23 protein-coding genes are annotated in these 24,008 nt (G+C 46.0%); 13 read left to right on the top strand and 10 right to left on the bottom strand.

The window, feature by feature from the left end; all coding sequences use genetic code 11:
* The first annotated feature begins 363 nt into the window (after positions 1-363).
* Both QZ938_RS02420 and QZ938_RS02415 read left to right on the top strand, forming a co-directional pair.
* Positions 364-678 carry a PASTA domain-containing protein gene (locus QZ938_RS02420; RefSeq protein WP_293347293.1) on the top strand — a complete coding sequence of 105 codons (315 nt, stop codon included), beginning with the start codon at positions 364-366 and terminating at the stop codon, positions 676-678.
* Positions 675-1,091, top strand: a complete 417-nt coding sequence (locus tag QZ938_RS02415; protein WP_293347291.1) for a hypothetical protein — start codon at positions 675-677, stop codon at positions 1,089-1,091. Before QZ938_RS02420 ends, QZ938_RS02415 begins: the two co-directional genes overlap by 4 nt.
* Before the next feature lie 95 nt (positions 1,092-1,186).
* Here QZ938_RS02415 and QZ938_RS02410 read toward each other — a convergent pair whose 3' ends face one another.
* From QZ938_RS02410 to QZ938_RS02395, 4 genes are all read right to left on the bottom strand, one after another.
* Entirely contained in the window at positions 1,187-1,660 is a 474-nt protein-coding gene (locus QZ938_RS02410; RefSeq protein ID WP_293347288.1) for a hypothetical protein, read from the bottom strand.
* Entirely contained in the window at positions 1,650-1,898 is a 249-nt protein-coding gene (locus QZ938_RS02405) for a hypothetical protein (RefSeq protein WP_293347285.1), read from the bottom strand. Before QZ938_RS02405 ends, QZ938_RS02410 begins: the two co-directional genes overlap by 11 nt.
* Positions 1,899-1,935: 37 nt before the next feature.
* Positions 1,936-2,172, bottom strand: coding sequence for a hypothetical protein (locus QZ938_RS02400; RefSeq protein ID WP_293347282.1), 237 nt, complete (start codon positions 2,170-2,172; stop codon positions 1,936-1,938).
* Positions 2,173-2,429: 257 nt separating this feature from the next.
* Positions 2,430-3,938, bottom strand: a complete 1,509-nt coding sequence (locus QZ938_RS02395) for a UbiD family decarboxylase (RefSeq protein ID WP_293347279.1) — start codon at positions 3,936-3,938, stop codon at positions 2,430-2,432.
* A 554-nt stretch (positions 3,939-4,492) separates the two neighbouring features.
* Between QZ938_RS02395 and pstS the strand changes: the two genes are divergently transcribed.
* The 4 genes from pstS (at position 4,493) to pstB (ending at position 8,792) form a co-directional block, all read left to right on the top strand.
* Positions 4,493-5,521, top strand: a complete 1,029-nt coding sequence (pstS, locus tag QZ938_RS02390) for a phosphate ABC transporter substrate-binding protein PstS (RefSeq protein WP_293347276.1) — start codon at positions 4,493-4,495, stop codon at positions 5,519-5,521.
* A gap of 139 nt (positions 5,522-5,660) precedes the next feature.
* On the top strand, positions 5,661-6,662 hold the full coding sequence (pstC, locus tag QZ938_RS02385; protein WP_293337920.1) for a phosphate ABC transporter permease subunit PstC: 1,002 nt from the start codon (positions 5,661-5,663) through the stop codon (positions 6,660-6,662).
* 2 nt (positions 6,663-6,664) lie between these two features.
* A complete protein-coding gene (gene pstA / locus QZ938_RS02380; RefSeq protein ID WP_293347273.1) occupies positions 6,665-7,645 on the top strand; it encodes a phosphate ABC transporter permease PstA in 981 nt (326 codons plus the stop codon).
* Positions 7,646-7,940: 295 nt separating this feature from the next.
* Complete coding sequence (gene pstB, locus QZ938_RS02375; protein WP_293152378.1) at positions 7,941-8,792, top strand: phosphate ABC transporter ATP-binding protein PstB; 852 nt, start codon at positions 7,941-7,943, stop codon at positions 8,790-8,792.
* A gap of 320 nt (positions 8,793-9,112) precedes the next feature.
* On the opposite strand, the gene QZ938_RS02370 is transcribed toward pstB, so the two are convergent.
* Complete coding sequence (locus QZ938_RS02370; protein WP_293152375.1) at positions 9,113-9,859, bottom strand: glycosyltransferase family 25 protein; 747 nt, start codon at positions 9,857-9,859, stop codon at positions 9,113-9,115.
* Between the two features lie 350 nt (positions 9,860-10,209).
* On the opposite strand from QZ938_RS02370, the gene QZ938_RS02365 reads away from it, so the two are divergent.
* Together QZ938_RS02365 and QZ938_RS02360 are read left to right on the top strand one after the other, a co-directional pair.
* Positions 10,210-11,481 (top strand): APC family permease, encoded by a 1,272-nt coding sequence (locus QZ938_RS02365; protein ID WP_293347270.1) that lies wholly within the window; start codon positions 10,210-10,212, stop codon positions 11,479-11,481.
* Between the two features lie 42 nt (positions 11,482-11,523).
* Positions 11,524-12,933 (top strand): NYN domain-containing protein, encoded by a 1,410-nt coding sequence (locus QZ938_RS02360; protein WP_293152369.1) that lies wholly within the window; start codon positions 11,524-11,526, stop codon positions 12,931-12,933.
* Between the two features lie 218 nt (positions 12,934-13,151).
* On the opposite strand, the gene QZ938_RS02355 is transcribed toward QZ938_RS02360, so the two are convergent.
* The gene (locus QZ938_RS02355) at positions 13,152-13,319 is read right to left on the bottom strand and encodes a hypothetical protein (RefSeq protein ID WP_293365341.1); all 168 of its coding nucleotides are present in this window, start codon (positions 13,317-13,319) and stop codon (positions 13,152-13,154) included.
* 31 nt (positions 13,320-13,350) lie between these two features.
* Here QZ938_RS02355 and QZ938_RS02350 point away from each other — a divergent pair, with 31 nt between their 5' ends.
* Both QZ938_RS02350 and hppD read left to right on the top strand, forming a co-directional pair.
* Positions 13,351-14,058, top strand: coding sequence for an SDR family oxidoreductase (locus QZ938_RS02350; RefSeq protein WP_293347267.1), 708 nt, complete (start codon positions 13,351-13,353; stop codon positions 14,056-14,058).
* Positions 14,059-14,697: 639 nt separating this feature from the next.
* Positions 14,698-15,759, top strand: coding sequence for a 4-hydroxyphenylpyruvate dioxygenase (gene hppD, locus QZ938_RS02345; protein ID WP_293347264.1), 1,062 nt, complete (start codon positions 14,698-14,700; stop codon positions 15,757-15,759).
* A gap of 20 nt (positions 15,760-15,779) precedes the next feature.
* On the opposite strand, the gene QZ938_RS02340 is transcribed toward hppD, so the two are convergent.
* Together QZ938_RS02340 and QZ938_RS02335 are read right to left on the bottom strand one after the other, a co-directional pair.
* A complete protein-coding gene (locus QZ938_RS02340) occupies positions 15,780-16,313 on the bottom strand; it encodes a GNAT family N-acetyltransferase (protein WP_293152430.1) in 534 nt (177 codons plus the stop codon).
* Positions 16,294-18,423 (bottom strand): diguanylate cyclase, encoded by a 2,130-nt coding sequence (locus QZ938_RS02335; protein ID WP_293347261.1) that lies wholly within the window; start codon positions 18,421-18,423, stop codon positions 16,294-16,296. The genes QZ938_RS02340 and QZ938_RS02335 overlap by 20 nt, the downstream gene beginning before the upstream one ends.
* A 499-nt stretch (positions 18,424-18,922) precedes the next feature.
* On the opposite strand from QZ938_RS02335, the gene QZ938_RS02330 reads away from it, so the two are divergent.
* A complete protein-coding gene (locus QZ938_RS02330; RefSeq protein ID WP_293152353.1) occupies positions 18,923-19,606 on the top strand; it encodes an HAD family hydrolase in 684 nt (227 codons plus the stop codon).
* 199 nt (positions 19,607-19,805) lie between these two features.
* Here the strand turns inward: QZ938_RS02330 and QZ938_RS02325 are convergent, their stop codons facing one another.
* Together QZ938_RS02325 and pgeF are read right to left on the bottom strand one after the other, a co-directional pair.
* Complete coding sequence (locus QZ938_RS02325; RefSeq protein ID WP_293152350.1) at positions 19,806-20,417, bottom strand: CPP1-like family protein; 612 nt, start codon at positions 20,415-20,417, stop codon at positions 19,806-19,808.
* A 181-nt stretch (positions 20,418-20,598) separates the two neighbouring features.
* Entirely contained in the window at positions 20,599-21,480 is an 882-nt protein-coding gene (gene pgeF / locus QZ938_RS02320; RefSeq protein ID WP_293337908.1) for a peptidoglycan editing factor PgeF, read from the bottom strand.
* Between pgeF and QZ938_RS02315 the strand changes: the two genes are divergently transcribed.
* A complete protein-coding gene (locus QZ938_RS02315) occupies positions 21,479-21,697 on the top strand; it encodes a hypothetical protein (RefSeq protein WP_293347258.1) in 219 nt (72 codons plus the stop codon). The genes pgeF and QZ938_RS02315 overlap by 2 nt on opposite strands.
* 316 nt (positions 21,698-22,013) lie before the next feature.
* A complete protein-coding gene (locus QZ938_RS02310; protein ID WP_293347255.1) occupies positions 22,014-23,786 on the top strand; it encodes a peptidoglycan DD-metalloendopeptidase family protein in 1,773 nt (590 codons plus the stop codon).
* The last annotated feature ends 222 nt before the right edge of the window (positions 23,787-24,008 follow it).

Raw genomic sequence — 24,008 nt, 5'->3', positions numbered from 1 at the left:
CGATCGCCCTCAATTCCGCCCATCAAAATCACCAAAATCCTCAATCCCGGCACGAATTGCCAAAAGTGCGTGAAGCGTAGCTATCCCGTAGGGAATCGACCCTGCCAGTCTTGATGAAAACCCGCTAGTCGATGCTAAGAATTGGGCGCTCTGGCGTTGAAACCGTATCTACACAAACAAAACCCGCCTGCGTGGGTTAAAATTAGTTTATAATTGAAATATGGCAAAGTCGAACATCAGAAAAGATAAAAAATACGATCGTCAACCTTACTCTTCCAGATTCAATTAAAAATTTTATTAACGAACAAGTAGCGATCGAAGGCTACAATAATGCACCGGAATACATCTTGCACCTAAATTTTTGTGACACCAGCAATTAATATAGCATCTCAGCAGTTACCTGACTTAACTGGAAAAACTAAGTCAGAAGCCCTGGTAATTATAGCAAACAGTGGCTTTGTATTCAAAACTAAAACAGAGGGTGGATATGAAACATTCGAGCATCCTGATGGTAGTTTAATTCATATTAGACCCGCTGGCGAAATTGTCCGAACCGGGCCTAAAATAAAAAACGATCGCGGTAAAAGTTACCGCCGTCGATATGACCAGTTTGGGCATCAGATTCAATTCATGCCAGGTTCAAACACCCACAGTACCGGAGAAAATATAATTATATGACTCTTACAGCCGATCGCCCTTTAAAACATTTTTGCATAGAAGACCTAAAAAGTGCCGACCTCACAGGCATTTCTCTAATCCCCCAACCTTTAACCTTGCGTTTAGACTTTACCTTCGGCACCGGAATTTATGACACTTCTCTCGAATTCTATCAACTCGTGCATCAGGTAATCTCTCAACCTGTCAACTCCGACTCAGAAGACTCTTGCTTCTGGGTGGGTAACGCAGAATTAAGACAATTGACAGAAGATAAGAGTCAAATTTTATCCGCTTTGTCCTATCCTTTTCAAGATCGAGCAGGCTCGATCGAGACAGGTTCCTCATCGCTTTTTTACTTTCGGCTAGAAGGGGATATTTGTATCGAAGTAGTTTGCGGTAGTTACAAAATATTTCAAGAATTGGAATCGGAATAACATCGTTTGTAAAAGACTTTGAATACACGGCGGTTGAAACCGATTTCTCTGTCGCAGTGTATGGGTTTCGATCGCACTTAATTCAATCGCCACTTCTAAAAATCACCAAAATCCTGAATCCCGGCACGAATTGCCAAAAGTGCGATCGACCCTGCCAGTCTTGATGAAAACCCGCTAGTCGATGCTAAAAATTGGGCGATCGCACTTATCAGATCCTCAATTTCTTGTTCTAATTTTTGCTGCAACTTTGCTTCTACTTCTAATTCGATTTTTGCTCTAAGTTTCTCCTCAATCTCTTGTTCTAATTTGTGGCGAAAATTCTCCGACTGTGCTTTTTCCCGTTGTTGTTGTTTCTCCTGCTCTCCTTCAACTCTTTTCTTAATTTCTTCCTCAGCGATGCGAATATTTTCTTCAATTGGCATACCATCTCCAGTCACTAGAGGAGGCATTTCTTTGTATTTTAAACTCGGATGATGAAATAATGTTCGGATAGCTTCCAGATCGTCCCGGTGTGCGAGCACGTATTTCCTGAGTTCGGGAACGCTCATTTCTTTAAAGTTAGGTTTCATCTAAAAAACTCCAGTTTCCTGATGGGAAGACCATAATTTGCAATTCGTCGCTTACGAAAATGTAAACTTCACGACTTTCTGGGTCAAAGCGGAATAGCTGAATGTCCTTATAGTAGTTAGAAAACATCTGGCAAACGCGCAGACAGGCTTGGGCTTGTTCGTCAGTGGGATTAATCGATCGTTCCTCAATTGTGGCACAAACTTTAGAATATAGCAGTTGACAGTTGACAGTTGACAATTATTAGACGGGAATCAAACCGTTGTGCAATAGTAGGTTACGGAATCTCTTCTAACTCAGCAATATGTTCAGCTTCATAATTTTGGATTAAGACAGTAATAACGTCTATCATCGAAGTAAAAGGATGGTTTTCATCCTCGCCCACTCGCTCGATCAGACGATCTAGTAGTTCGACAAACTGCTCGTATTCTTCTTCCGTGCAAGAGACAAAAACCGTTTTAGCAAGAGATGACCAAGCAGCAATTGTGCGCTCAAGTTCCAAATTTTGGGTCATTCTTTCCTCCTCTCTTCTTCTTTGGTATTGACAACAAGGAAATGCCTATTAGTGTCAGCTTAAGCCTAAAAGCCTTGACAAATCTCGTTTTTACACTAAGTCTAGATCCCCCTAAATCCCCCTTAAGAAGGGGGACTTTGAGAATATTTCTTGTTCCCCCCTTATTAAGGGGGGCTAGGGGGGATCTAGACTTTGATATAAACAAGAAATACTCAATGTTCAATCTTAAATTGACGCTAATGGACAGTGCCGTTTCCCTACTTCATCTCATATCCAAACAAATTCGGATCGACTTCTCCCAAATTCAAATCGGCCAAACCATACTCAGCCCAACGCCGCTGAACCATCGCTGCCATATCAGGATCGGATTCCAAAGGTTCACCCCATTCGTGCTCGGTTTCCGGCGGCATCTTCGTCGTAGCATCAATCCCCATTCTGCCTCCTAAACCAATCTTTTCACTAGCAAAATCTAACGTGTCAAAAGGCGTATTCGGCAGAATAAATACATCTCGAACTGGGTCAACCTTAGAACTAATTGCCCACACTACTTGACGCGGATCGCGAATGTTGATACTTTTATCGACAACAATCACAAACTTAGTGTATGTAAACTGCGGCAATGCACTCCAAAATGCTAAAGCAGCTCTTCTTGCTTGACCGGGATAGGCTTTATCGATCGAGATAATTGCAGCTTTGTAACTCAGCGCTTCCATCGGCAAGAAGAAATCGACAATTTCCGATACTTGCTGCCGCAAAATAGGAGTATAAATGCGATTTAGCGCGATCGCCATCATCGCTTCTTCTTTCGGTGGCCGCCCGCTAAATGTCGTCAGATAAATCGGATCTTTGCGGTGTGTCATGCAATTGAATCGCACCAGTGGTGAATCTTCGACACCGCCGTAATAACCCATGTGGTCGCCGAAGGGCCCGTCTGGCAAAACTTCCCCCGGCGTAATCGTTCCTTCTAACACGATTTCCGAGTCCGCCGGTACTTCCAAATCTACGGTTTTGCACTTGGCCAACTGCACGCCGGAACCGCCGTAAAGTCCGGCAAATAACCATTCGGATAAATCTACAGGAATCGGGGTTGCTGCTGCGAGGATGATTAAAGGATCGACTCCCAGGGCGATCGCAACTTCCAACTTTTTACCAGCTTGTGCAGCTTTTCGCAAGTGTCGCGCGCCCCCTCGGACAGATAACCAGTGTACAGTCATCGTATTTTTTGACTGCAACTGTAAGCGATAAACGCCCACATTTGGCGTACCGGTTTCGCAATCTTTGGTAATTACCAAACCGAGGGTGATAATTTTGCCTGCATCTCCCGGATAGGGGCGAATCATCGGGATTTTGTTCAAATCCAGCCCTTCTCCTTCAAATACCACTTGCTGGCAAGCTGGGAAGAAGTCGCGGCCGGGCTTGGCTTTCACTACGTCGAACAGCACTTTGCCGAATTCGATCGCTTGGGAAATCTTTTTGGGCGGTTTGGGCTGTTGTAGCATTCCCAATTTTTTGCCGAGCTCTTCTAGTTCGATCGGCTTTTCCATGTTCAGCGCCCAGCAAACGCGCTGTTCCGTGCCCAACAGGTTAATCGCGACGGGGAATTCTGCCCCTTTGACGTTTTCAAACAGGAGTCCTGGGCCGCCTTTTTGCAGCATTTGGTTGGAAATTTCGGCAATTTCTAAGTCGGAATCGACTAAAGCGCTAATCCGGCGCAGTTGTCCCCGTTCTTCGAGTAGTTTGAGGAATCCTCGCAAGTCTCTAGCCATTTTTTTAAGATTTGTTAACGTTATCTATTTATTATGATGGCCGTCGGGCTGTTTGGGATAGAGTCGCAAATACGCCGAAAGTACGGGCGGTGTCCCCAAAGCGTAGTTATCCCGTCAGGAATTGTCCAAAGGTATGTAGTTGCGCTTCAGCGCTCTTTGATATAGACCAGAGCGCTGAAGCGCAACAACGTACCTAAAAATTAACCCGTATCAGACTGCCAGTTGCATCCAGGATGGTCGAAATTTCAAATTTTGTGACATTGAAGTGCGATCGACACCTAAGGTTAAGAAAATAATAAGGGCGATCGGACAGGGATCCTCTTTCGATCGCTTCTTTAACGCTACTTACCTAATGTTTTTAACCTAATGTTAACCAGAGATTAAGGAAAGATTATTGTTATTGCTCCCATTCCTTAATCATAAAAATTTTAACCTAACCTTAACCATAATTTAAAAAAAGCTTATTATTTTAGCTGTTTTTACTGGGAATTTCAGTCTATCCTATGGAGGAGATTTGCAAAGTCTGCTATCGAATTATTTAAGGACGAGGAGTTATGGTTTTCTTCACTAAAGGCTGGCGGCGTGGCTTTATCGTTACCCTAGCAGTAGCAACATTTTCGCTAAGTTTGATTACTTCTGCTGTAGCTGCGGTAACATTAAACGGTTCGGGAGCCACTTTTCCTAAACCTTTGTACGATCGCTACTTCTCTCAAATGAGAAGTGCAAATCAAATTACTGTAAACTACGAAGGCACAGGTTCCGGCGCTGGTATCAAAGCATTAATTGCAGGTACTGTGGATTTCGCAGGCAGCGACGCGCTGATGACTTCTGCACAAATCTCTCAGGTAAGCCGTGGCGTCATGGCAGTTCCGACAGCCGGCGGCGCGGTTGCAGTTGTCTACAACTTGCCCGGAGTTAACAATGTCAAGCTGAGTGCCGATGCGATGAAAGGCATCTTTGAAGGCAAAATTACCCGCTGGAATGATGCGAAAATCGCAGGGATTGCCGGACAAGCTAAAAATTTGCCAAATACTGCAATTCGGGTAGTTGTACGGGCAGACAGCAGCGGTACAACCTTTATTTTTGCTAATCACTTGCAGGCTATTGGCAGCAGCATCAAAGGTGCAGCTCAACCGAGTTGGCCTGGTAGCCCCCTCAGCGGCCAAGGAAACCCCGGTGTAGCTGGTTTGGTGAAACAAACACCCGGTGCAATTGGCTACGTTCAAGATACTTTTGCTCGACAAAACAATCTGCAAACAGCATTTATTCAAAATAAAGCTGGCAGATTTGTAGATGCTAACTTGGCAGAAGCCGAAAAAGCTTTTGCAGGGGAAACATTCCCAGCAGACTTCCGATTGGTTGAAGGAAATCCTAATGATGGATATCCGATTGTTGGCTTGACTTGGTTGTTAATCTACAAACAGTATCCTGCTGCGAAAGCAGATGCTATTAAAAAGATGGTTAATTGGGTGCTGACTACAGGTCAAGGTCTCAACAAAGGATTAGAGTTTACATCTATTCCGCAAGCTACAGCTCAAAAGGTGATTCAAACAGTGAATCAGAGTGTAGTTGCTAAAGGTTAATTAAAATATTTTCAGGGAGTTATGAGTTTTGAGTTAATTGTATGGCTCAAAACTCATACGTTGCATTTATTTAATGTGCAGGCACTATGCTATCTCTTTCATCAATCAAAAATTTCTCTGTTTACGGCATAACTTGGGTATGACCAATTCTTCAAAGAAACTGAAAAAATCGACTGGGAAGTCTGCTGGAATCACCACCCACGTAGACTTGACTGATACGAAGGGTGAAGGTTTGTGGCTGGAGTCGGGATTTACAGGATTTGTATGGGCTTTTGCTATAGCCACGGCGGGTACGCTCTTCTGGATGAGCGAGATAATTTTTAAGGATGCTTGGCCGGCTATTAGCAAATTTGGACTAGATTTTTTGTGGACTCCCAAATGGGATATCGGTGAGTTGCAGTTTGGGGCTCTGCCGTTTATTTACGGTACAGTAGTTAGTTCTGCGATCGCCATTATCATAGCAATTCCTCTAGGACTGTCAGTCGCGATCGTGACCAGCGAGAACTTTTTGCCTGCTTGGGTGCGATCGCCCTTAGGATTCATGGTTGAATTAATCTCAGCCATTCCCAGCGTCATCGTTGGCCTGTGGGGAATCTTCGTATTAATTCCCTTTCTGCTGCCTTTACAGCAGTCGCTGTTCAACAATTTTAGTTGGTTTCCCCTATTCAGCAGCGAACCTTTTGGGCCGGGAATGCTGCCCGCCGGCATACTTTTATCGATTATGATTTTGCCGACAGTCGCCGCCATCAGCCGTGATGTTTTGCTGTCGGTTCCCGTAGATTTGCGAAGTGCTTCAATGTCACTGGGTGCTACCCGCTGGGAAACCATATTTAAGCTGTTATTACCAGCAGCAAGTTCGGGAATTATCGGAGCGACCATCTTGGCATTGGGACGCGCCTTGGGCGAAACAATGGCAGTCACAATGGTAATTGGCAACTCGATTCAAATCAACCCATCTATATTAGCTCCCGCCTACTCAATCCCCGCTGTTTTAGCAAGTCAATTTCGGGAAGCTCAAGAAGAACTGCACGTCGGTTCTTTAATGTATTTAGCCCTAATTCTATTTGTGATCACCCTATTAGTGAATGCAGTCGCAGTATTGCTAGTGCAGCTAATCGGCGTTAAGGGAGCTAAGAATTAACCATGACTCAAGCACAAAAATCCCACAGTATTCTAGATGCAGAAATCAACAATCCCCTGTCGCTGAGCCGAAATTTGTTTAGCCGGGGAATGACAGTTATTGCATTCTCTCTTACAGGTCTGGCTCTGCTGCCTTTGTTCGCTATTTTGTACAAAATTCTGGGTGAAGGACTGGCACATTTAAGCTGGGAAGTGCTAGTGTCTCTGCCCGCACCCGTCGGAGTCGAAGACCAGCCCAACGGCTTTGCCAATGCGATTCTCGGTACAGCTTTAATGGTGGGAATTGCCACATTATTGAGCGTGCCAATCGGCGTCATGACGGGAATATTTTTGTCAGAGTTTGGCAGAGACAATAAAGCTATAGCAAATACTATCCGCTTTATCACCGTCATTCTGAGTAGCGTTCCGTCAATTGTTGTCGGCGTGTTTGCCTACGCTTTAATTGTTGTGACAACTAAGTCATTCTCAGGATTTGCCGGCGGTTTCGCGCTGGGGATTATCATGCTGCCGGTTGTAGCGCTGACAACAGAACAAGCATTAAAATTAGTGCCTGCTTCTTACCGCCTCGCTTCTGCTGGTTTGGGAGGCGGACGCTTTCAAACAATGTTTCGGATTGTTATTCCCTCAGCACTCCCAACTATTACCACAGGCATTTTACTAGCAGCTTCCCGCGCTGCCGGCGAAACTGCACCGCTAATTGTAACTGCCTTGTCCAGCCAATTTTGGCCTCCTTTAGTTGAGAAATTGGGCGAGATAGTTCAGTCCCCCATGGGCGCAGAAACTATCTCAAAAATCCAAGAAATTCCCCAGACACTGCTAACTCCAACTCCTTCTATGTCTGTATTAATATACAGTTACGCCAGCTCTCCTTACAAGGAGCAGAACGAATTGGCGTGGACGGCGGCTTCTGTCCTTTTGGGTATGGTTTTGCTTACCAGCTTAGCCTCCCGTGCCGTCACTCGCAAACGCTTGCAAAATCGGTAGATTGGGGAAGGAAGTTCGGCAACGAGCAATGTACGGGATGTAACGGATGTAACGGATGTAACGGATGTAACGGATGGAAGTCCGATGGAAGAAGGACAAAGGAGGAGGAAAGAGGGAAGCTCTTGGGCTTTGTTTAGGGTAAAAAGAGGACAAAAAACAGCTATTTTTTTGTCTATCCGTGACTTCGGATAATGAGTGCATAGCTAGCAAGTACCAAGTCTAACTAAATAAAGCCATCAGGCCATATTCTGCATCTACTAAAAATCTACTGTTCACACTAGAAAAACTGCAAATAATGAAATCCAAAAGTAACTTAAAAGCTGAAAAATATACCGACCAATTCCTCGAAGATACGACTCCTGAAATCGATCCCAATGCTATGCCAGCATTGCGCGTTCAGGACTTGAGCTTTTACTACGGCACTCACAAAGTTCTCGAAAATCTATCGATGAATATCCCTCACCCGCAAGTGACGGCGATTATCGGCCCTTCAGGTTGTGGCAAATCAACTTTTCTGAAAGCTCTCAACCGCATCGGCGAATTGGAGGGAAAAGTTCAAATCAAAGGCAGGGTTGAGTTTTTTGGACAGGATATTTACAGTCCTAAGGTAAATATTAATAGTTTGCGCCGCCAAATTGGCATGGTGTTTCAAAGGCCGAATCCTTTTCCGCTGAGCATTTATGATAATATTGCTTACGGCGTGCGTATTTTTGGTCGCAAAAGCAAAGCAGAGTTAGACGAAATTGTGGAATCTGCGCTGAAAAGTGCGGCGCTTTGGGATGAGGTGAAAGATAATTTGAAGAAGTCGGCTCAGGGAATTTCGGGCGGACAGCAACAGCGACTTTGTATTGCTCGCGCTTTGGCTGTTAAACCGAAAATTTTACTGATGGATGAGCCTTGTTCTGCTCTCGACCCGATTTCTACTATGAAGATTGAGGAGTTATTTCAAACTCTGCGGGAACAGTTGACTGTGGTGATTGTAACGCACAATATGCAGCAGGCGGCTCGGGTTTCTGATTATACGGCTTTCTTTAATACTGATGAAAGTCGCATCGGTCGCATGGTGGAATTTGGGCCGACAAGCCGGATTTTCACTTCCGCCAGTAATTCTAGTACGAGGGATTACATTCAAGGTCGTTTCGGTTGATACTTAAATTGGAGCATCTCAGTTTTGCATTTTATAGTGGGAGTTCGCAATTTTTCGCTTGCTTGTATTATCTGGCAAGCATTTGCGAACTCACACTAAAAGAAAAAATACTTTTTGCAAAAGTTGAGATGCAGTATACCCCTATCCTGGAAGCACTCCCGAAAAACAACAGGTTTCTCGGTACTTGTGCGGATATTCAACTAGCTGTAAATAGCTACAATTGATGTTATTGAAGCTATCACTTCTCCTCGCTACTCCAACACAACAGTAACCAATGGCCAGCTTGGTCGAGCAATTTAATTAGATTTTCAAACCTCGATTTACTTGTTGGACAACCAAACCTTAGCGCCACGCGCGACATTTGCCACCTCGCGGACTAAGGGTACGTAGTCATACCAAGCACTCGCATTGATGTCGCTGCGAGAACTGCGTTGCCAGCCTAAATTTGGTTCTGCAATCAGCGTCATGATATCTGGGTTTTGGGCGCGGAAGGTGGAATAGGCGCCGTCTACGTGCATGGGCCCGCCATCGGGATGTCCCTTGGGACGCTGTTGCACTTGTTCTAGAAAAGCTATCAGCCGATCGAGAATTTGTCCGTTTACACCATAGAAATGGGTGGTTTGAATCCCCAGAGTGTATGGTTTTAACAGCACTGCTGCTTCGGACGATCGCCCATTCGGATCTACCTTGGGTAAATTACGATCCGTCAAATAATGCCCCAAGTAGACCATCCCCCAATCCTGCCCTTGCAGTTGTTCGATTAACGCCGATTGCTGAGCGATTAGGGTTGGAGAAATTGCTAAATCATCTTCCATGACCAAAACGTTGGACAAGTTTTGCTGTCTGGCGTGTTTCAAAATGCTCAAGTGGCTCAGGAAGCAGCCCCACGCTCCGATACTAGGAAATTCACCCGCCGTCTCTGGACGAACCGCTGGGAAAATCTCAACACTATTCGGTGCCAAGGAAATCCCCACATTGGCAAGTTCCTTGGTAATGTCACGGCGGCGATCTTGGCGATCGGGCAAATTCACCACGTAAGTCCGTTCAAAAAATTCCGTCAGTTTCATAAATTATGATACTTGTAACCGTTATATCTCGGACATCTTCTATATCCTAAACGGTAACTACAAAATAATCTTGTTCACCACAAACTATCGACGGTGGTTTCCTACATAATATCCAAGTGAAATCCCGATGACAACCAGGGAGCCATTGAGCTATTTTATACCAACAATCAGAATAATAAAAAGTTTTGCAGCCACCCAAATTGTTCGCAAGGCTTACAGATAACTATTAAGTTTGGTAACGAGCTATCCAGAAAGAAACCCGGTTTCCGAACCCCGCAGGAAAGTCCTGAACAATAAGCAGGATGGTGTCTCCAGCCACATATTTGTATTAAACTAACCCTAGTGTAATTATGTCTCCCTCTCTGTTAAAACGAGAATTAGGTGTTTTCGGTGCAACTCTCATGGGCATAGGCTCAATCGTGGGCACTGGAGTATTTGTGAGTATTGGAATGGCTGCGGAAATTGCGGGGCCGGGAGTGATTTGGGCTGTGACTGTTGCTGCTTTAGTTGCTGTTTGCAATGGTCTTAACAGCGCTCAATTAGCGGCAAATCATCCTGTTAGCGGCGGAACTTATGAATATGGTTACAAATATCTCAATCCTTGGCTGGGTTTTACAGCGGGCTGGATGTTTCTTGTAGCTAAAACGGCTTCTGCTGCTACTGCTGCTTTGGGTTTTGCGGGGTATTTTTTAAGTGCACTTGGTGTAGCCGATCGCACTTATCTCATCCTAACGGCATTAATCGCCCTGGCAACCCTAACTTTAATTGTCTTGACCGGCATCAGGCGATCGCATATCGCGAATACTGCCACAGTCTCAGTTACACTTTTATCTCTGACTGTCTTTATTGCTGCGGGTTTGCCAGAGGTCAGGTGGGAAATGCCGACCTTACAGAACGATCGCGCGATCGGCTCCATCCTCCACGCCACGGCCCTGATGTTTGTCGCCTACACCGGTTACGGCCGCATCGCCACCATGAGCGAGGAAGTGCGGGAACCGAGCAAAACCATTCCCAAAGCCATAATTTTCAGTTTGGTGCTGACAATGGTGCTTTACGTGGCGGTAGCGGTAGTTATTGCAGGTGCGGGGGGAGCCGATAAATTGTCCCTGCAAGCAGCAACCACTGCTGCCCCCTTGGAAGTCATCGCCCGCAGTTTTCCAATTCCCGGAGTTTCCCAACTGCTAGCCGTCGGCGCGATTACAGCCATGCTGTCCGTCTTGTTGAACTTAATTTTAGGCTTGTCGCGCGTGTGGATGGCGATGGGGCGACGGTTGGATATGCCGAGAGTCCTGGCGCGTCTCAATCCTGCGGGGACAACTCCCTATGTAGCTGTCGTGGTTGTCGAAATTACGATCGCACTTTTAATCCTCATCGGTGATGTCAAAACCACTTGGTCGTTCAGTGCCTTTAGCGTTTTGATCTACTACGCTATTACCAACGCAGCCGCGCTACAACTGTCCCCCGCCGAAAGGCTTTACCCGCAATGGTTGGCTTGGGTGGGCTTGGGGAGTTGTTTGTTTTTGGCTTTCTGGGTGGAAAGGCAAATTTGGCTGACAGGGTTGGCGTTAATTATCGTCGGTTTGATGTGGCGGGCGATCGTCCGACTCCCAGCTAGAGACTAGAATTGTGATAAATTGAAACAGCATTCCGCATTGTAGAGGGCCATGCCCGATCGAACTCCCTTGCTGGCGACTCAAGAATCAGTCGCAGTCAGCGCCATCAGTCGTTATATCGCTCAAACACTAATCTCCATTCAGGAAAAGCATCCCGAATGGATAGCTGAAAAATACAGGAAAACCCCCTGGGCCAAACCTGCTTTTCAGTCAGTTTTGATTGGAAAATTAACCAAAAATTTCAAAGTAGCCAGCGATACAGATTTGCTGCTGCTGACGGCAAAAAAATATCTCCAAATTCTGCTGGTTCCCGAATTCATCAATTCACCTCAATTCAGCAAATTATTTGCCAAAATTCAGCAGCTAGCCATACCCCAAACACCACCAGCCCAATCGCAAAACTCAGTTTCGGCAAAACCTCCAACTCCCACCGCCCACCAAACAAATTCGCTTCCTGTCGGCATTGCTATCTTGCTGCTAGATGTCGAAAACTTGCAACTCAACATCGAAACCGAAAAATTCCTAGAAGGAATTTCTCACTATCCCATCCAAATCAGAGTAGCCTTTGCCAACTGGCGCAGCATGGGCAAAAAAGATGCCGAATTTCACCAGCGCGGCTATCAACTGATTCACGTTCCCCCCGGCAAAGACAGCGCCGACTTGAAAATGGCAACAGTAGGCGCCTCAATTTTCGTACATTATCCCACAGCCAAGGAGATTTTTGTCTGTTCGTCCGATCGCGCCCTCACCCACCTCAGCAACACACTGCAAGCCCACGGCTTAACCGTCTTTCAAGTCCGCAAGCAAATAGATAAAATCATAGTTTTAAACAGCAAAACCGGACAAGTGGAAACCTATTCCCTCGTAACAGTACCGGAAATTACACCTGTAGAACAATTAGTTATTCAGCTAAAAGAATTAATTAAAAAAGAACAACAACGTACCTCATCTCAGTGGATAAAAATTTCTACACTTTCAGCTTTATTTAGGGAGAATTACGGTTTAGCCCTCAATCAAGTTCTTGCAAATTATTCCTTAGGTACTAAAACTAGGGAGATATTTCTCAAACATCCCACAGATTTCGTTGTCCACAAACCCTCAGAAACATCTCAAACTTATGTCACTCTTTTTGAAGTTAAATTGTCGCCCCCACCCCCAATACTCAACAAAGAAAATCTCAATCACAACCAAGCAGCATCAGCGAGTTTGACAGATATCAATTCCTTGGAAGATTTGGAAAAAGCTCTGGTCAAAATAGTTGGCGACTTAACCGACAACTCTCCTCACAATTCTGTATTTCTCTCCAATGTAGGCAGTGAATTTCACAAACAATACGGCAAACAAATCACCCAAATAATTAAAGAGTTTAATCTTGGTCGAAAATTTCCTAAATTTTTACAATCCTGCACTTCTCTCGAACTTAAAAAAACCGAAAAAGGTTGGCAGGTTTCCCTAAATTAATTATCAAACAGCAATTATAAATTGGTAATGGGTAACAGGTAATCGGCTAGCGAGTACCTCACGAAAGTTGAGAACGGCTATGCTTCACTAACGCTAAGTAGGTGAGCGCTAAAAAACACAACTAGATTAAGAAATGTAAATCGCTAAAAGGCTTATATTTAAAGCGTTTCTGCTGCTACTTTACATAAGTTTACGTAGTTTGGTTTGATTGTGCCTACCTACTTATCCCTCGCAATTCCTAATTCCCAATGCCCCATCCCTCCGCTTCGCTTCGCCCAATGCCCCATGCCCCATGCCCCATGCCCCATCCCCCATGCCCCATCCCCCATGCCCCATCCCCCATGCCCCATGCCCCATTCCCCATTCCCCATAACTTGAGTTATCATACAATCTGGACGTAAAGAAATGTAAAGGGATATGCAGGACAAAGTTGTAGTTGTGGTGGGTGCGACTGGCGGCATCGGTTCAGCAGTAGCCCGGAAACTCGCCGGCGCGGGTGCGACGCTAGTGCTCGCCGCCAGAGACAGCACTAAATTAGACGCTTTAGCCAGCGAACTTTCGACAACAGAGGTACTGTGCGTACCGACAGATATCACCGATTTGTCGCAAGTTGAGACGCTGATGCAGAAAGCTGCGGGGCATTTCGGGCAAATTGATGCCCTCGTAAACGCTGCCGGTGCGGGAATTCTCAAGCAGTGGAACAAGTTAGAACCCGCTGATTTAGATGCAATGCTTGACTTGAACTTGAAAGGCAGTTTTTACACATCTCAAGCAGCCGCAAATGTGATGAAAGACCGCAAATCCGGTCACATCTGCAATGTCATCGGGATTTTGGGCAAGCATTCGATGGCGATGGGAACGGCCTATTGTGCTTCAAAGTTTGGGGTAGTTGGTTTTAGCAAGTGCATGGCAGATGAACTGCGACGCTACGGCATTAAGTTTACGCTATTCTATTTTGGTGGGGTGGATTCTCCGTTTTGGGATAATGTGAGTTTGAAGGTAGATAGGTCAAAAATGCTGAGTACCGAAACCGCTGCCAATGCAATTATGTTTGCTCTTGCTTCTGACCCGCAAGCTGTGCCACTAGAAATTAATATTCAGCCAGAAAGTCATTTGTTCTTTTAGTAATTTGTTTGGTGTTCCACACGCAAAAAATGAGTTTGTATGGTGCTTTCATAGCACTGATTTACCCAACTCGATACTTCCCAGATTTTAGAAAAAAGTTCAATCTTCCAGATTTATCTGTGGAGTAAATCTCATGGCTGATTCCTTCTAGTATCCCACAGACGATTTACCAGAAATAATTGGTTGAAAGCCTCGCTTGTTTGGCGTAGAAATTAAAATCAGAGGATTCATTACTCCAATCTTCAGACTTTCAGGTAGAGGTTGCCCTCTGGCTGTCAACTGTCAACTGTCAACTGTCAACTGAATGAAGTAGTAGGGTGCGTCAGTCACTTCTGGTTCCCCACCTGAAAATTAGACTAATCGCTGACGCACCCTACAATATCGCAAGCGATCGCTCGTACTGTCAACTGTCAACTGTCAACTGTCAACTGTCAAAGTCATCCCAAACACCGCCTTTCTTTTAAGTGCCGATGTATTTCTGCCTTCAGAGGGAGCTAAGATATTCAATTTTTGGGTTATTATTAAGCGATTAGACAAAAAAACAATGAAAAATCTCCATTTCTCAGTCTCTCCCTTGCCATTTAACCGTGAAAATCAGCCGATTTTCAACTTTTCACGTTCCATTTTCAATTATTGATTATGGAGTTCGACCGCATTCAGTTTTACGTTAAAAATGCTCGAGTATCCCGCGACTGGTTTGTCAGCCACTTAGGCTTTCAATCAATAACAGGTTATGTCAACAGCCACACTTGCACTGAGGTTGTCAGCAGTGGCAATATATGTTTTGTTTTATCTTCGCCTCTGACACCCGCTAGTCCCGCTGCTACTTGGTTGGAGTTTCATCCTCCGGGGATTGCCGATGTGGGCTTTCGGGTTAAAAATATCGAATTAGCGATCGCTAGAGCGCAGGTGGCAGGTGCTAAAATCCTGAAACCGATTCAAGAAGATCTAAAGGCAGGAGGCGGTTTTAAACTCGCACAAATCGCTGGCTGGGGAGATTTAAGCCACACGCTTGTTGAGCGAATTGGCGAGAATTCACTGCTGGGTGGTTCTTCTGGGCCGCCACTGTTGACTCTGATCGATCATGTAGTGTTAAATGTTGAATCTGGCGATTTGTTAGGTGCGGTTAGTTGGTATCAAAAAATATTAGGTTTTGAGCCGCAGCAAAATTTTGAGATTCAGACTGAGAAGTCTGCTTTGCGAAGCCAAGTTATGGTGCACGCTGAAGGTGGGGTGCAATTCCCGATTAATGAACCGGCATCATCTAATTCTCAAATTCAAGAGTTTTTGAGTGCAAATCGAGGGCCGGGAATTCAGCACATGGCTTTGCAAACGGATCGCATTGTGCAGGTTGTTTCCGATTTGCGATCGCGCGGTTTGCCTTTTTTGCCAGTTCCTCCAACATATTACTCGCAATTGCGGCGGCGGCAAAACTATTTGCCCGCAGATTGGCAAGCAATTGCAGCTTCCGAAGTTTTGGCAGATTGGCAAGAAGATACTCCCGCTGCGATGCTGCTGCAAATCTTTACCCAGCCAATTTTTGCCGAACCGACTTTCTTTTTCGAGATTATTGAGCGTCGAGTTACTTTAGTTAATGACAAACTGGTGCAAGCTGGAGGTTTTGGGGCGGGTAATTTCAGAGCTTTGTTTGAGGCAATTGAACGGGAACAAATGAAGCGGGGAAGCTTGATCGATGATTGATAAAACTTCCACTTTTTAGTTCATGCAGTCTTGTCGAGCAGCACTGCAATATCCGTCCACCCGTAAGCAATTTCTTTGACTAAAACACCAGCTCTGCTTGTCTGTTGTTCTTCCACTTTTTTGCCTCCTAAAAATTCATAAAACCTGCAAGCAGAATTGTCTCCCAGTACCCAAGCCAGCATCGAGTTCAAACTTAATTCTGCCAATTTTTTGGCAACCGAGCGCACGAGTTGCTGCCCAATTCCTTGACGCTGATATTCCTCCAAAATATAGATGGCAAATAATTCTCCTCGATAAACATATTTGCCCGTGCGCTCGGAACCACCCGCAGCAAAACCTACAATTTGTCCCGAGTTATTTTCAGCAACGCAGACATAATCGCCAGTATTTTTGACGTTTGACAGGATTTCTTGCCAATTGTTTTCTGGTTTTTCATAGGACAGCTTGGCGAGGTAATCTGCCGGTACGATGTTTCGGTAAGCTGTCCGCCAAGTATCTACATTAACCTGTGCAATTGCAGGTGCATCAGCGATTTTAGCTTCTCTCACAATCATCACAAAAAACTCCTTTCTCGCCCTGGCATCGTATTTGAGAATCTACGCAAACAATGCGATCGCGCCCTTCTAGTTTAGCTCGATACAGCGCGCGATCGGCTTCCCCAATTAACCACTCCACAGATAATTCAGCAGCGGGCACAGCACTAGCTGTGCCGATACTCGCTGTCACAGACTCACTTATCTTGGAAGCTTCGTGGGGAATTGCCATAGCTTTCAAATCGCTGCGAATTGATTCAGCTACCCGCATTGCTCCCTTAGCATCAGTCTCTGGCAAAATTACCGCAAATTCTTCCCCACCGTAGCGAGCCGCTAAATCACCTCCCCGGTGAGCGTTTCTGTCTAAAATTTCAGCAACTTTTTTGAGACATTCATCGCCTCCTTGATGCCCGTAACAATCGTTGTAAAGCTTAAAAAAATCTAAATCTACCAAAATTAAAGACAGGGGCTTTTTCTCTCTACCCATGCGCTGCCATTCTGATTGCAATGCTTGGTCAAAACGGCGACGGTTAGCAATCTGAGTCAAGCCGTCCACAGATGCGAGTCTGTGCAATGCCTGATTAGCAGATTCTAATTCTAATTTAGCCTGTTCTAATGCTAAATTTTGCTGAGCCAATTTTTCACTTTGCTGTTTTTCTTGTTCGTACAAAAACCGGATGGAAGATTCAGCTTCTTGCAATTCTTTCTCAGCATATTTGCGCTTGACAAACTGCCCTAATTGGGAACCTATCGCCGCCATCATTTGCAGTAAGTCTTCATCCGACGGCTGGTTTTCCCGGCAGAAAAAAGTCATTACCCCTACAACTTGACCGCTAGCACGAATTGGGAAACCGAAGGCCGATCGCAATCCTGCTTTAGATGCTAAGTGCGATCGTACAAAATTGCCATCCTTAAGAAGATCCGTAATCCATTGCGGATAACCGGTGTTCCACACTATTCCCGGTAAACCCGTACCAGGCTCTAGGGTAATCTGCTGGCAATTTTCCACAAACTCCCCAACTTCACTTCCCCGCCGCCAAACTCCCACTCGGAGCAAAAAAGGGAGAATATCTTCAACGTTACTATCTGGTGCAGCAAACAAAAATGGTATTCGATCGTGCGTATCTTCGGCATCAGACTTAGTATGTTTTTCATCAACAGGCGTCCAAAGTTCACCGATATCCCACCCCAAACTTTCACAAATAGCTTGCATAATTTTCGGAGTGGCGCTCTCTAAAGAACCAGATTCTGACATGATGCGAGCTACTGCATATTGTGCTGCTTGACGCTTTTTTGTCCGTTGTTGCTCGGTGATATCTCTGCCCACATAGACAAAATCTTGTATAGTTTTGTTGTCTGAGTGCTTGCTTTCTATACTTGTCTCAATAGTAGAGCAGGAAAATGCAACTGTCAGCTTTGAACCTTTTTTAGTTGTACAAGCTACTTTTACTTGATGCCAAGATTCATTTTTTAGTTCAAGAGGTAGCTGACTAACTTGACGCAATAATTCCTCGTCCGCCGTAATCATCGAGATTGGTTGACCGATTAATTGTGATTCGGTATATCCAAACAATAGTTGGGTGGATTGATTGACCTTTTTGATTTCTCCCGCTTGCGTTGTCACCAATAAAATATCATTTATGGAGTTAAGAATTTTATCAATATAGTCGCGAGCGTTAGCCAAGTAATCGACTTTAATACTGTTTTCGTTGGCTGCTTGAACCATACTTTGCTGAAGAGCAGCAGTGTCTGTTACATCTTCGCAGAAAATAATTAATCTCTCAGGATTAAGCTGCTCTTTCTGACCAAAAATATACAAATCTAGATAAAAATAAGAGCCATCATTTAAAACTCTGGTAACAGATTTTAATTGGAAACTTGGCTGTCGTTGTTCTAGAATGTCGTCTAGCAGTTCTTCAATTCCGATCAGTTCGGGAAAACTATCGCGCACATCTTTGCCTTGTTTCAATTCATCAGGAATTTGGGCAAAATCTTGTACGTTCAAGGATGTTTCTTGAATCTTCAGATCCCGATCGACTGCAAGGTATTCAATGCGACGCAAGGATAACAATTTGTCAAGCAGATTGTTAATGTTTTGGGAGCTAATCTGTAAACTTAATTTGGGAAGCATCTCGTTATTGTAGAGCATCAGACTCAAGGGTTAGCAGATAAAATTAGTTGTTGTTTTGCTGCTATTTCTCATGGAAATTTTGATACTGCTGGATGCCAGGAGCTATTACCGATGGCTAATTCATCGACACAATAAATTTTGGATTCTCTAAGCAGTTTTTTATATTTTAGAAAGGTAAAATTATTACTTAGACCCACTTTTTTTTGTGAGCAACCGCAGCAAAAATTAGCCTCGATTGAGGTTTGGATTTATTAACAATACGTAGCGGTTGGCCGTATTTGTGCACCAAATTTTAAATTCTAGATTCCCTGATAATATTTGTTGCAACCGCTACAGTTAATGATTGGCACAGTTGAATTAAACTGTTGCCTTTAATTAGCACCATTCCTATAGACCTTACCTCCCCTGGGTATTTGTGTCAAGTTTTGTAAATAAACTGTGACATTAAAGTGATATAATCTCTAACAATTTGTATAAAATTTTCAAAATACTCTGCTCAATGCTGAGACTTATCACCGACTTTGACGGCCCGATTATGGACGTGTCCGATCGCTATTACGGAGTTTACCAGCAGTGTCTGGCCGAGACTCAGCGTGAGGGCCAAACAGTGCACGAACTCCCAAAAGCCGAGTTTTGGGACATGAAGCGGGCGCGGGTTCCCGAAACCGAAATCGGCATTCTCTCAGGATTAGACGCAGCCCAAGCCCTGGAATTTGCCCAGAAACGGCGTCAAACTGTCCACACGCTGCCGTTCCTGATTTACGATAAACCAGCCCCTGGAGCCGTGGAAACCCTGGAAAAGGTGCAGCGCGCTGGAATAGACTTGGCGGTGATGACTATGCGTCGCGTCAGGGAACTAGACGAGGCTTTCAACCGCTGCAATTTAGGGCATTTTTTCCCAGAAAACCGTCGCTATTGTCTCCCCAACGATTACGTCAAAACCGGGGATGTCAAAGATAAGCCCCTGCTGATGGCAAAAGCTCTTGCTGAACTGCCGCCTGCTTCTGAGCTTTGGATGGTGGGGGATACGGAGGCGGATATTATAGCAGCAAAAACTCACGGTGTCAAGGTAATTGGTGTTTTGTGCGGTATTCGCGATCGCACCCAACTAGAAATGCACCAACCGGATTTAATTGCTAATAATTTGAGCGAAGCTGTTGAGATTATTTTAGGTAGTCATTAGTTATTGGTTATTGGTTATTGGTTATTGGTTGTTAGTTATTGGTTGTTAGTTATTGGCTCTTAATTATTATTGTTGTTAGTTGTTATTAACAATCAACAAATAACATCCAACAACTGCGAACCAACAAATAAACCTTCGACGCTTCGACTACGCTCAGGGCATCGCAAATAACTGATAACAAATAACCACTAACCAATGACTATCGCAGAAAACTGCTGACCAGCCACAGAATTAAAAACGTAAACAAAGCGATAAATTTCTCTGTTGTGATAAATGCCGTAGTGAGCAAAGGGCCCAAAAGACCTCCCAGCACCAAGCCTATAACCAAGCCAGCCACAGTCAGCAGCACGGCCCGACCAAATTTTTGTTCCTTGCGATTAAGAAAATAAAGACAAGAGCCGACCCCAAGAGCCAGAGTCAACTGTAGTAAAGAATCGTTAGCCGCCGGATAAATACTCAGTCCGCCCAACCCCACATAAACTCCAGCGGGCCACAAAATGTCGGCTCGACTAGGAGTATCGATCAGGCGCTGCAACCAAGCTGGGCTGCCCGACGGAGCAGACGGAGTAAAGCTGGCGGGTGGGGGAGCCACTCGTTCGGGAAAGCGGATGCGTTCTGGTACTTTTATTTTCCCTTCCTGTCGCTGGCGGAGGCGATCCATGAGGATCGCGTCGTAAGCAACTTCGATCGATTCCAAACGTTTCTTGTCGCCGCTGTGCTGCTCGGCTAGACGGGTGCGGGCCTCTTGCACTTCATCAAAGGAAGCATCTTCATCGACTTCAAGCAGTTGATAGGGAGTTTGCTCACTCATAAAAATTTTTGGTATGCGGAAAACTCAGCGTCTTGAGACCTGAGAGGGCTGCAACGAAACGAGGCTAGAAGGTAGAAGGCATTCGGCATTCGGAAATAAAAATTTGTCAATCCAAAGATTGTTATTTAGATTGTGATTTTTAAAGCCGGCAATCTTAAATTTTACCTTGTGCCGAATGCTTTTAGCAGGAACTTGTGTTAGATGTGCTGACAATTCCCGACCACTGGATTTTTTTTAGTCGATCGCGGCGGTAGGAAAAAAAGCGAGCTGAGTCAGAATAAGTACAGAAAGGAGCGATCGCCACCTGAGAAGAATTAATTCCCAACTGCTGCAATTGCAGAGCATTGCAGAGGCGAACATCCAACCGTACTTTTCCCGGTTCTGGATCGGTCAACACAGGTGGTTCTGGTAGTTGGTGTAAAAATTCCAGAATGCTGTCGGCTGTTGCACCCACTGCATTCTCAGGAGCAATCGTGGCTCCCAATTCCGCTGCCACTTCCACAGATACCTGGTAAACCTCTCCACCGATCGCCGGCCCGAGAGCAATCCTCAGATTTTCTAATTGACTGCCTTGTGCCACAAGTTGAGCGATCGCCTCTGGTAATATCTTAGCAGCAGTCCCGCGCCAACCAGCGTGAACGGCGGCCGCGAGTCCCGTGCCGCTATCAGCAATTAGCGCCGGTACGCAGTCAGCCGAGCAAACCCACAGCGCCTCAAAATCTCGCGATGCTACCAAGCCATCGGCCTGGGCATAGGTGGGGATAGCTGTTTCTGGGTCTAGAGCCACAACTCTTGGCAATCGATCGGTTTTGAGTACGACATTGCCGTGTACCTGTTGGAGACGGTAAACGGGAGCTCCCGGTGCTAAAACTTCTGTGAGATCGATCGGCCCGCGCGGCGAAAAATCGCGAGTAAAAAAGCCGTGAGACCATCGGTCGAGCAAGCTGCACGTCAGATAGGGCAAGCCTTCGGCACTCTGCTGCCACTGCCAGCTAATACCGTCAGGTTGTCCGGTACGTTCAGAGTCAGGAAAATTTGTCAAGCGATCGCCAGCTACTGTCATGAAACTTATCCTTCCCCAAGCGCATCAATTAGTTAGCTTGTATTGTAAACAATCAACAATTTTGCCAGCCAAGTTTAAATGGGCGATCGATCGAGATCGGGGGAGAGGGGGAGATGGGAGAGGAGCAGAGGGGGAGAAGAGGAGCTTTATGAACAGACACGAACGCCAAAGCGCTATTATCAATGTTGCCGTCACAGGCGAGTTGGTAGTGCCATGATAGGAGCGGAAAAACCAGGGTATCGATCGCGAATCAACGCAGCATTCGAGCTGTTCGACGCGAAAAAAAATTGCCTTAAGCCCGGTAAAATCAGTTAAGTCTGTATAAAGATAAGGATTGCCATACATACATTCAATCCAGCCCCCGCCAAAAAACAGATACTTGCTTTCCGACTCCAGTCGCCAGCAGCCCAAAACTTTAGACTAAGATTCCTCCTCCCAGATTCCAAGCTGCGAGTAAATCTAAAATCTAAAATCTAAAATCTAAAATTGACTAATCTTCTTGCGCCCCCCCTGTTGAGTTGGGAAAAAAAATCGTGAAACCAGTTCCAGACAAGCAAATAACAGCCCATTTGAACACCAAACAGCAAAAAAATCACCCCACAGGCGCCCGGACTCGATCGCGCCTTTTGTCCGAACGCTCAATGCTGGTGGGACTAGGTTGCCTTGCCAGTCTGGGACTGCTCAGCAAAGGCCTAGTTTGGGCCCAAACTGAAACTCCGCCAGCAGAACAAGCCCTCCCCGGCGCAGCAGAACTTCAGCCACTATTTGAAGCACCTCTGGCGCCCCCGGAACCCGAAGCCCAAGTGCAGCGAGAACCAGATCCCGAACCCCAGGCAGAAGTTCGGGCTCCATCGCCAGATTACGTCACCGAACAACCTCCGGCCCAATATTATCTACCGGAACCCGCGCTGATTCCCCTGCCAGAAGCGACGGCCCAGGAACCTCCTTTTGAAGCACCAGTTAACCCAGAAGCCCGCGCTGCCACCGACCAAACAGACTACAGCGTTGGCGCTACCAGCGAATACGAAGCGCCCACAAGGATTGAGTTTGCAGAAAGATCGACAGGCTGCGAAGGTTCCGTGTCAGGAGGACAAGGAGTTGGCGGTTTGTGCGGGCCTGCTGCTGTTCCCGAACCCGTGACAGCAGAAGCAGCCCCTCCCAGCTACAGCCCAGAAAGGTCGATCGCCGAACAGCCCAGCTACAATCCGCAAACTCCCAGCGCAGGCGGCCCTTATATTGCCACCCCTCCTCCTCGAAATCTGCCACAAAGCCCCGGGACTCTTCCGAACCTTCCGGGCAATGTTCGGGGAACTGTCGCCGGAAATAATAGCGGAAATCCTATCAGTAAAGTAGGTCAGGCCGCTCAACAAATAGGCAACCAGCTTTGGGGACAGGGCAACCAGTCGGAATCTGCTTACACACCCTCGGGCTACTCAGCAGACAGCGGATACCCAGCTAACCCCGGATACTCAGCAGATGGTGGATACTCCATTAACACGGCAGCCTACGCCGCTGGCCCACCCGAACCCAGCATGGGACTAGGGCCAGTGCAAGTCGGCGCGATTAGTGTCAGCAGTGGCAGCAATACAGGTTTTGCTTACTACAATCTCACCCCGCGTCCCTTAGGCCGGCCTGGAAATGGCAACACCAGCCTGCTGTTTCCGCTATCGATTGCTGCGGAAATTACTTCACCATTTGGGTGGCGGACTCATCCGGTTATGGGCTACGGTAAGTTTCACACCGGAACGGACTTGGGAGCCCCGATGGGAACGCCCGTACTGGCAGCTTATGCGGGTCAAGTCGCGATCGCCGATTGGTTGGGCGGCTACGGCTTGACGGTGGTTCTCAACCACAGCAAACAGTCTCAGGAAACTCTCTACGGACACCTTTCAGAACTGTTTGTCAAACCAGGAGAGTGGGTGAAACAGGGTGATACGATCGGGCGCGTCGGCAGTACGGGAATGTCTACAGGGCCTCACCTCCACTTCGAGATTCGGCAAATGACCGCTCAGGGTTGGGTGGCGATCGACCCCGGTGCTCAGCTAGAATTCGCTGTAGCAAAAATGATCGGCACTTTGGAAACCGCCAAAATACCCCAAATGCCGAAATTTGTGGAAACACAAAGCGCTAGTGCACTCAAGGATTTGGAAAACGATCTGCCCCAGCTTCCACCTCTGCCGGTGGGAATGGACATCGAAGTTCACAACCTCCAGCCACCATTCCCAGAACTGTTAAAAGCTGACACTTCTGCGCCGAAGGATAAGGAAACCTCCAAACCCAAAATTCAGAAGCAAGCTACCAGATAGGTTTTTTTTAAGGACTAAAGTCCTCACTACAAACAATCAAACAGGTTCGTAGTGAGGACTTTAGTCCGCATCCATAGAAGGACTAAAGTCCTCACTACAAACAATCAAATAGGTTCGTAGTGAGGACTTTAGTCCGCATCATAGAAGGACTAAAGTCCTCACTACAAACAATCAAATAGGTTCGTAGTGAGGACTTTAGTCCGCATCCATAGAAGGACTAAA

The organism is Microcoleus sp. CAWBG27 (genome assembly GCF_020883145.1).
Lineage (GTDB): Bacteria > Cyanobacteriota > Cyanobacteriia > Cyanobacteriales > Microcoleaceae > Microcoleus.
The sequence above is the reverse complement of the archived record's forward strand: the minus strand, read 5'-3'. Positions and strand labels throughout refer to the sequence as shown.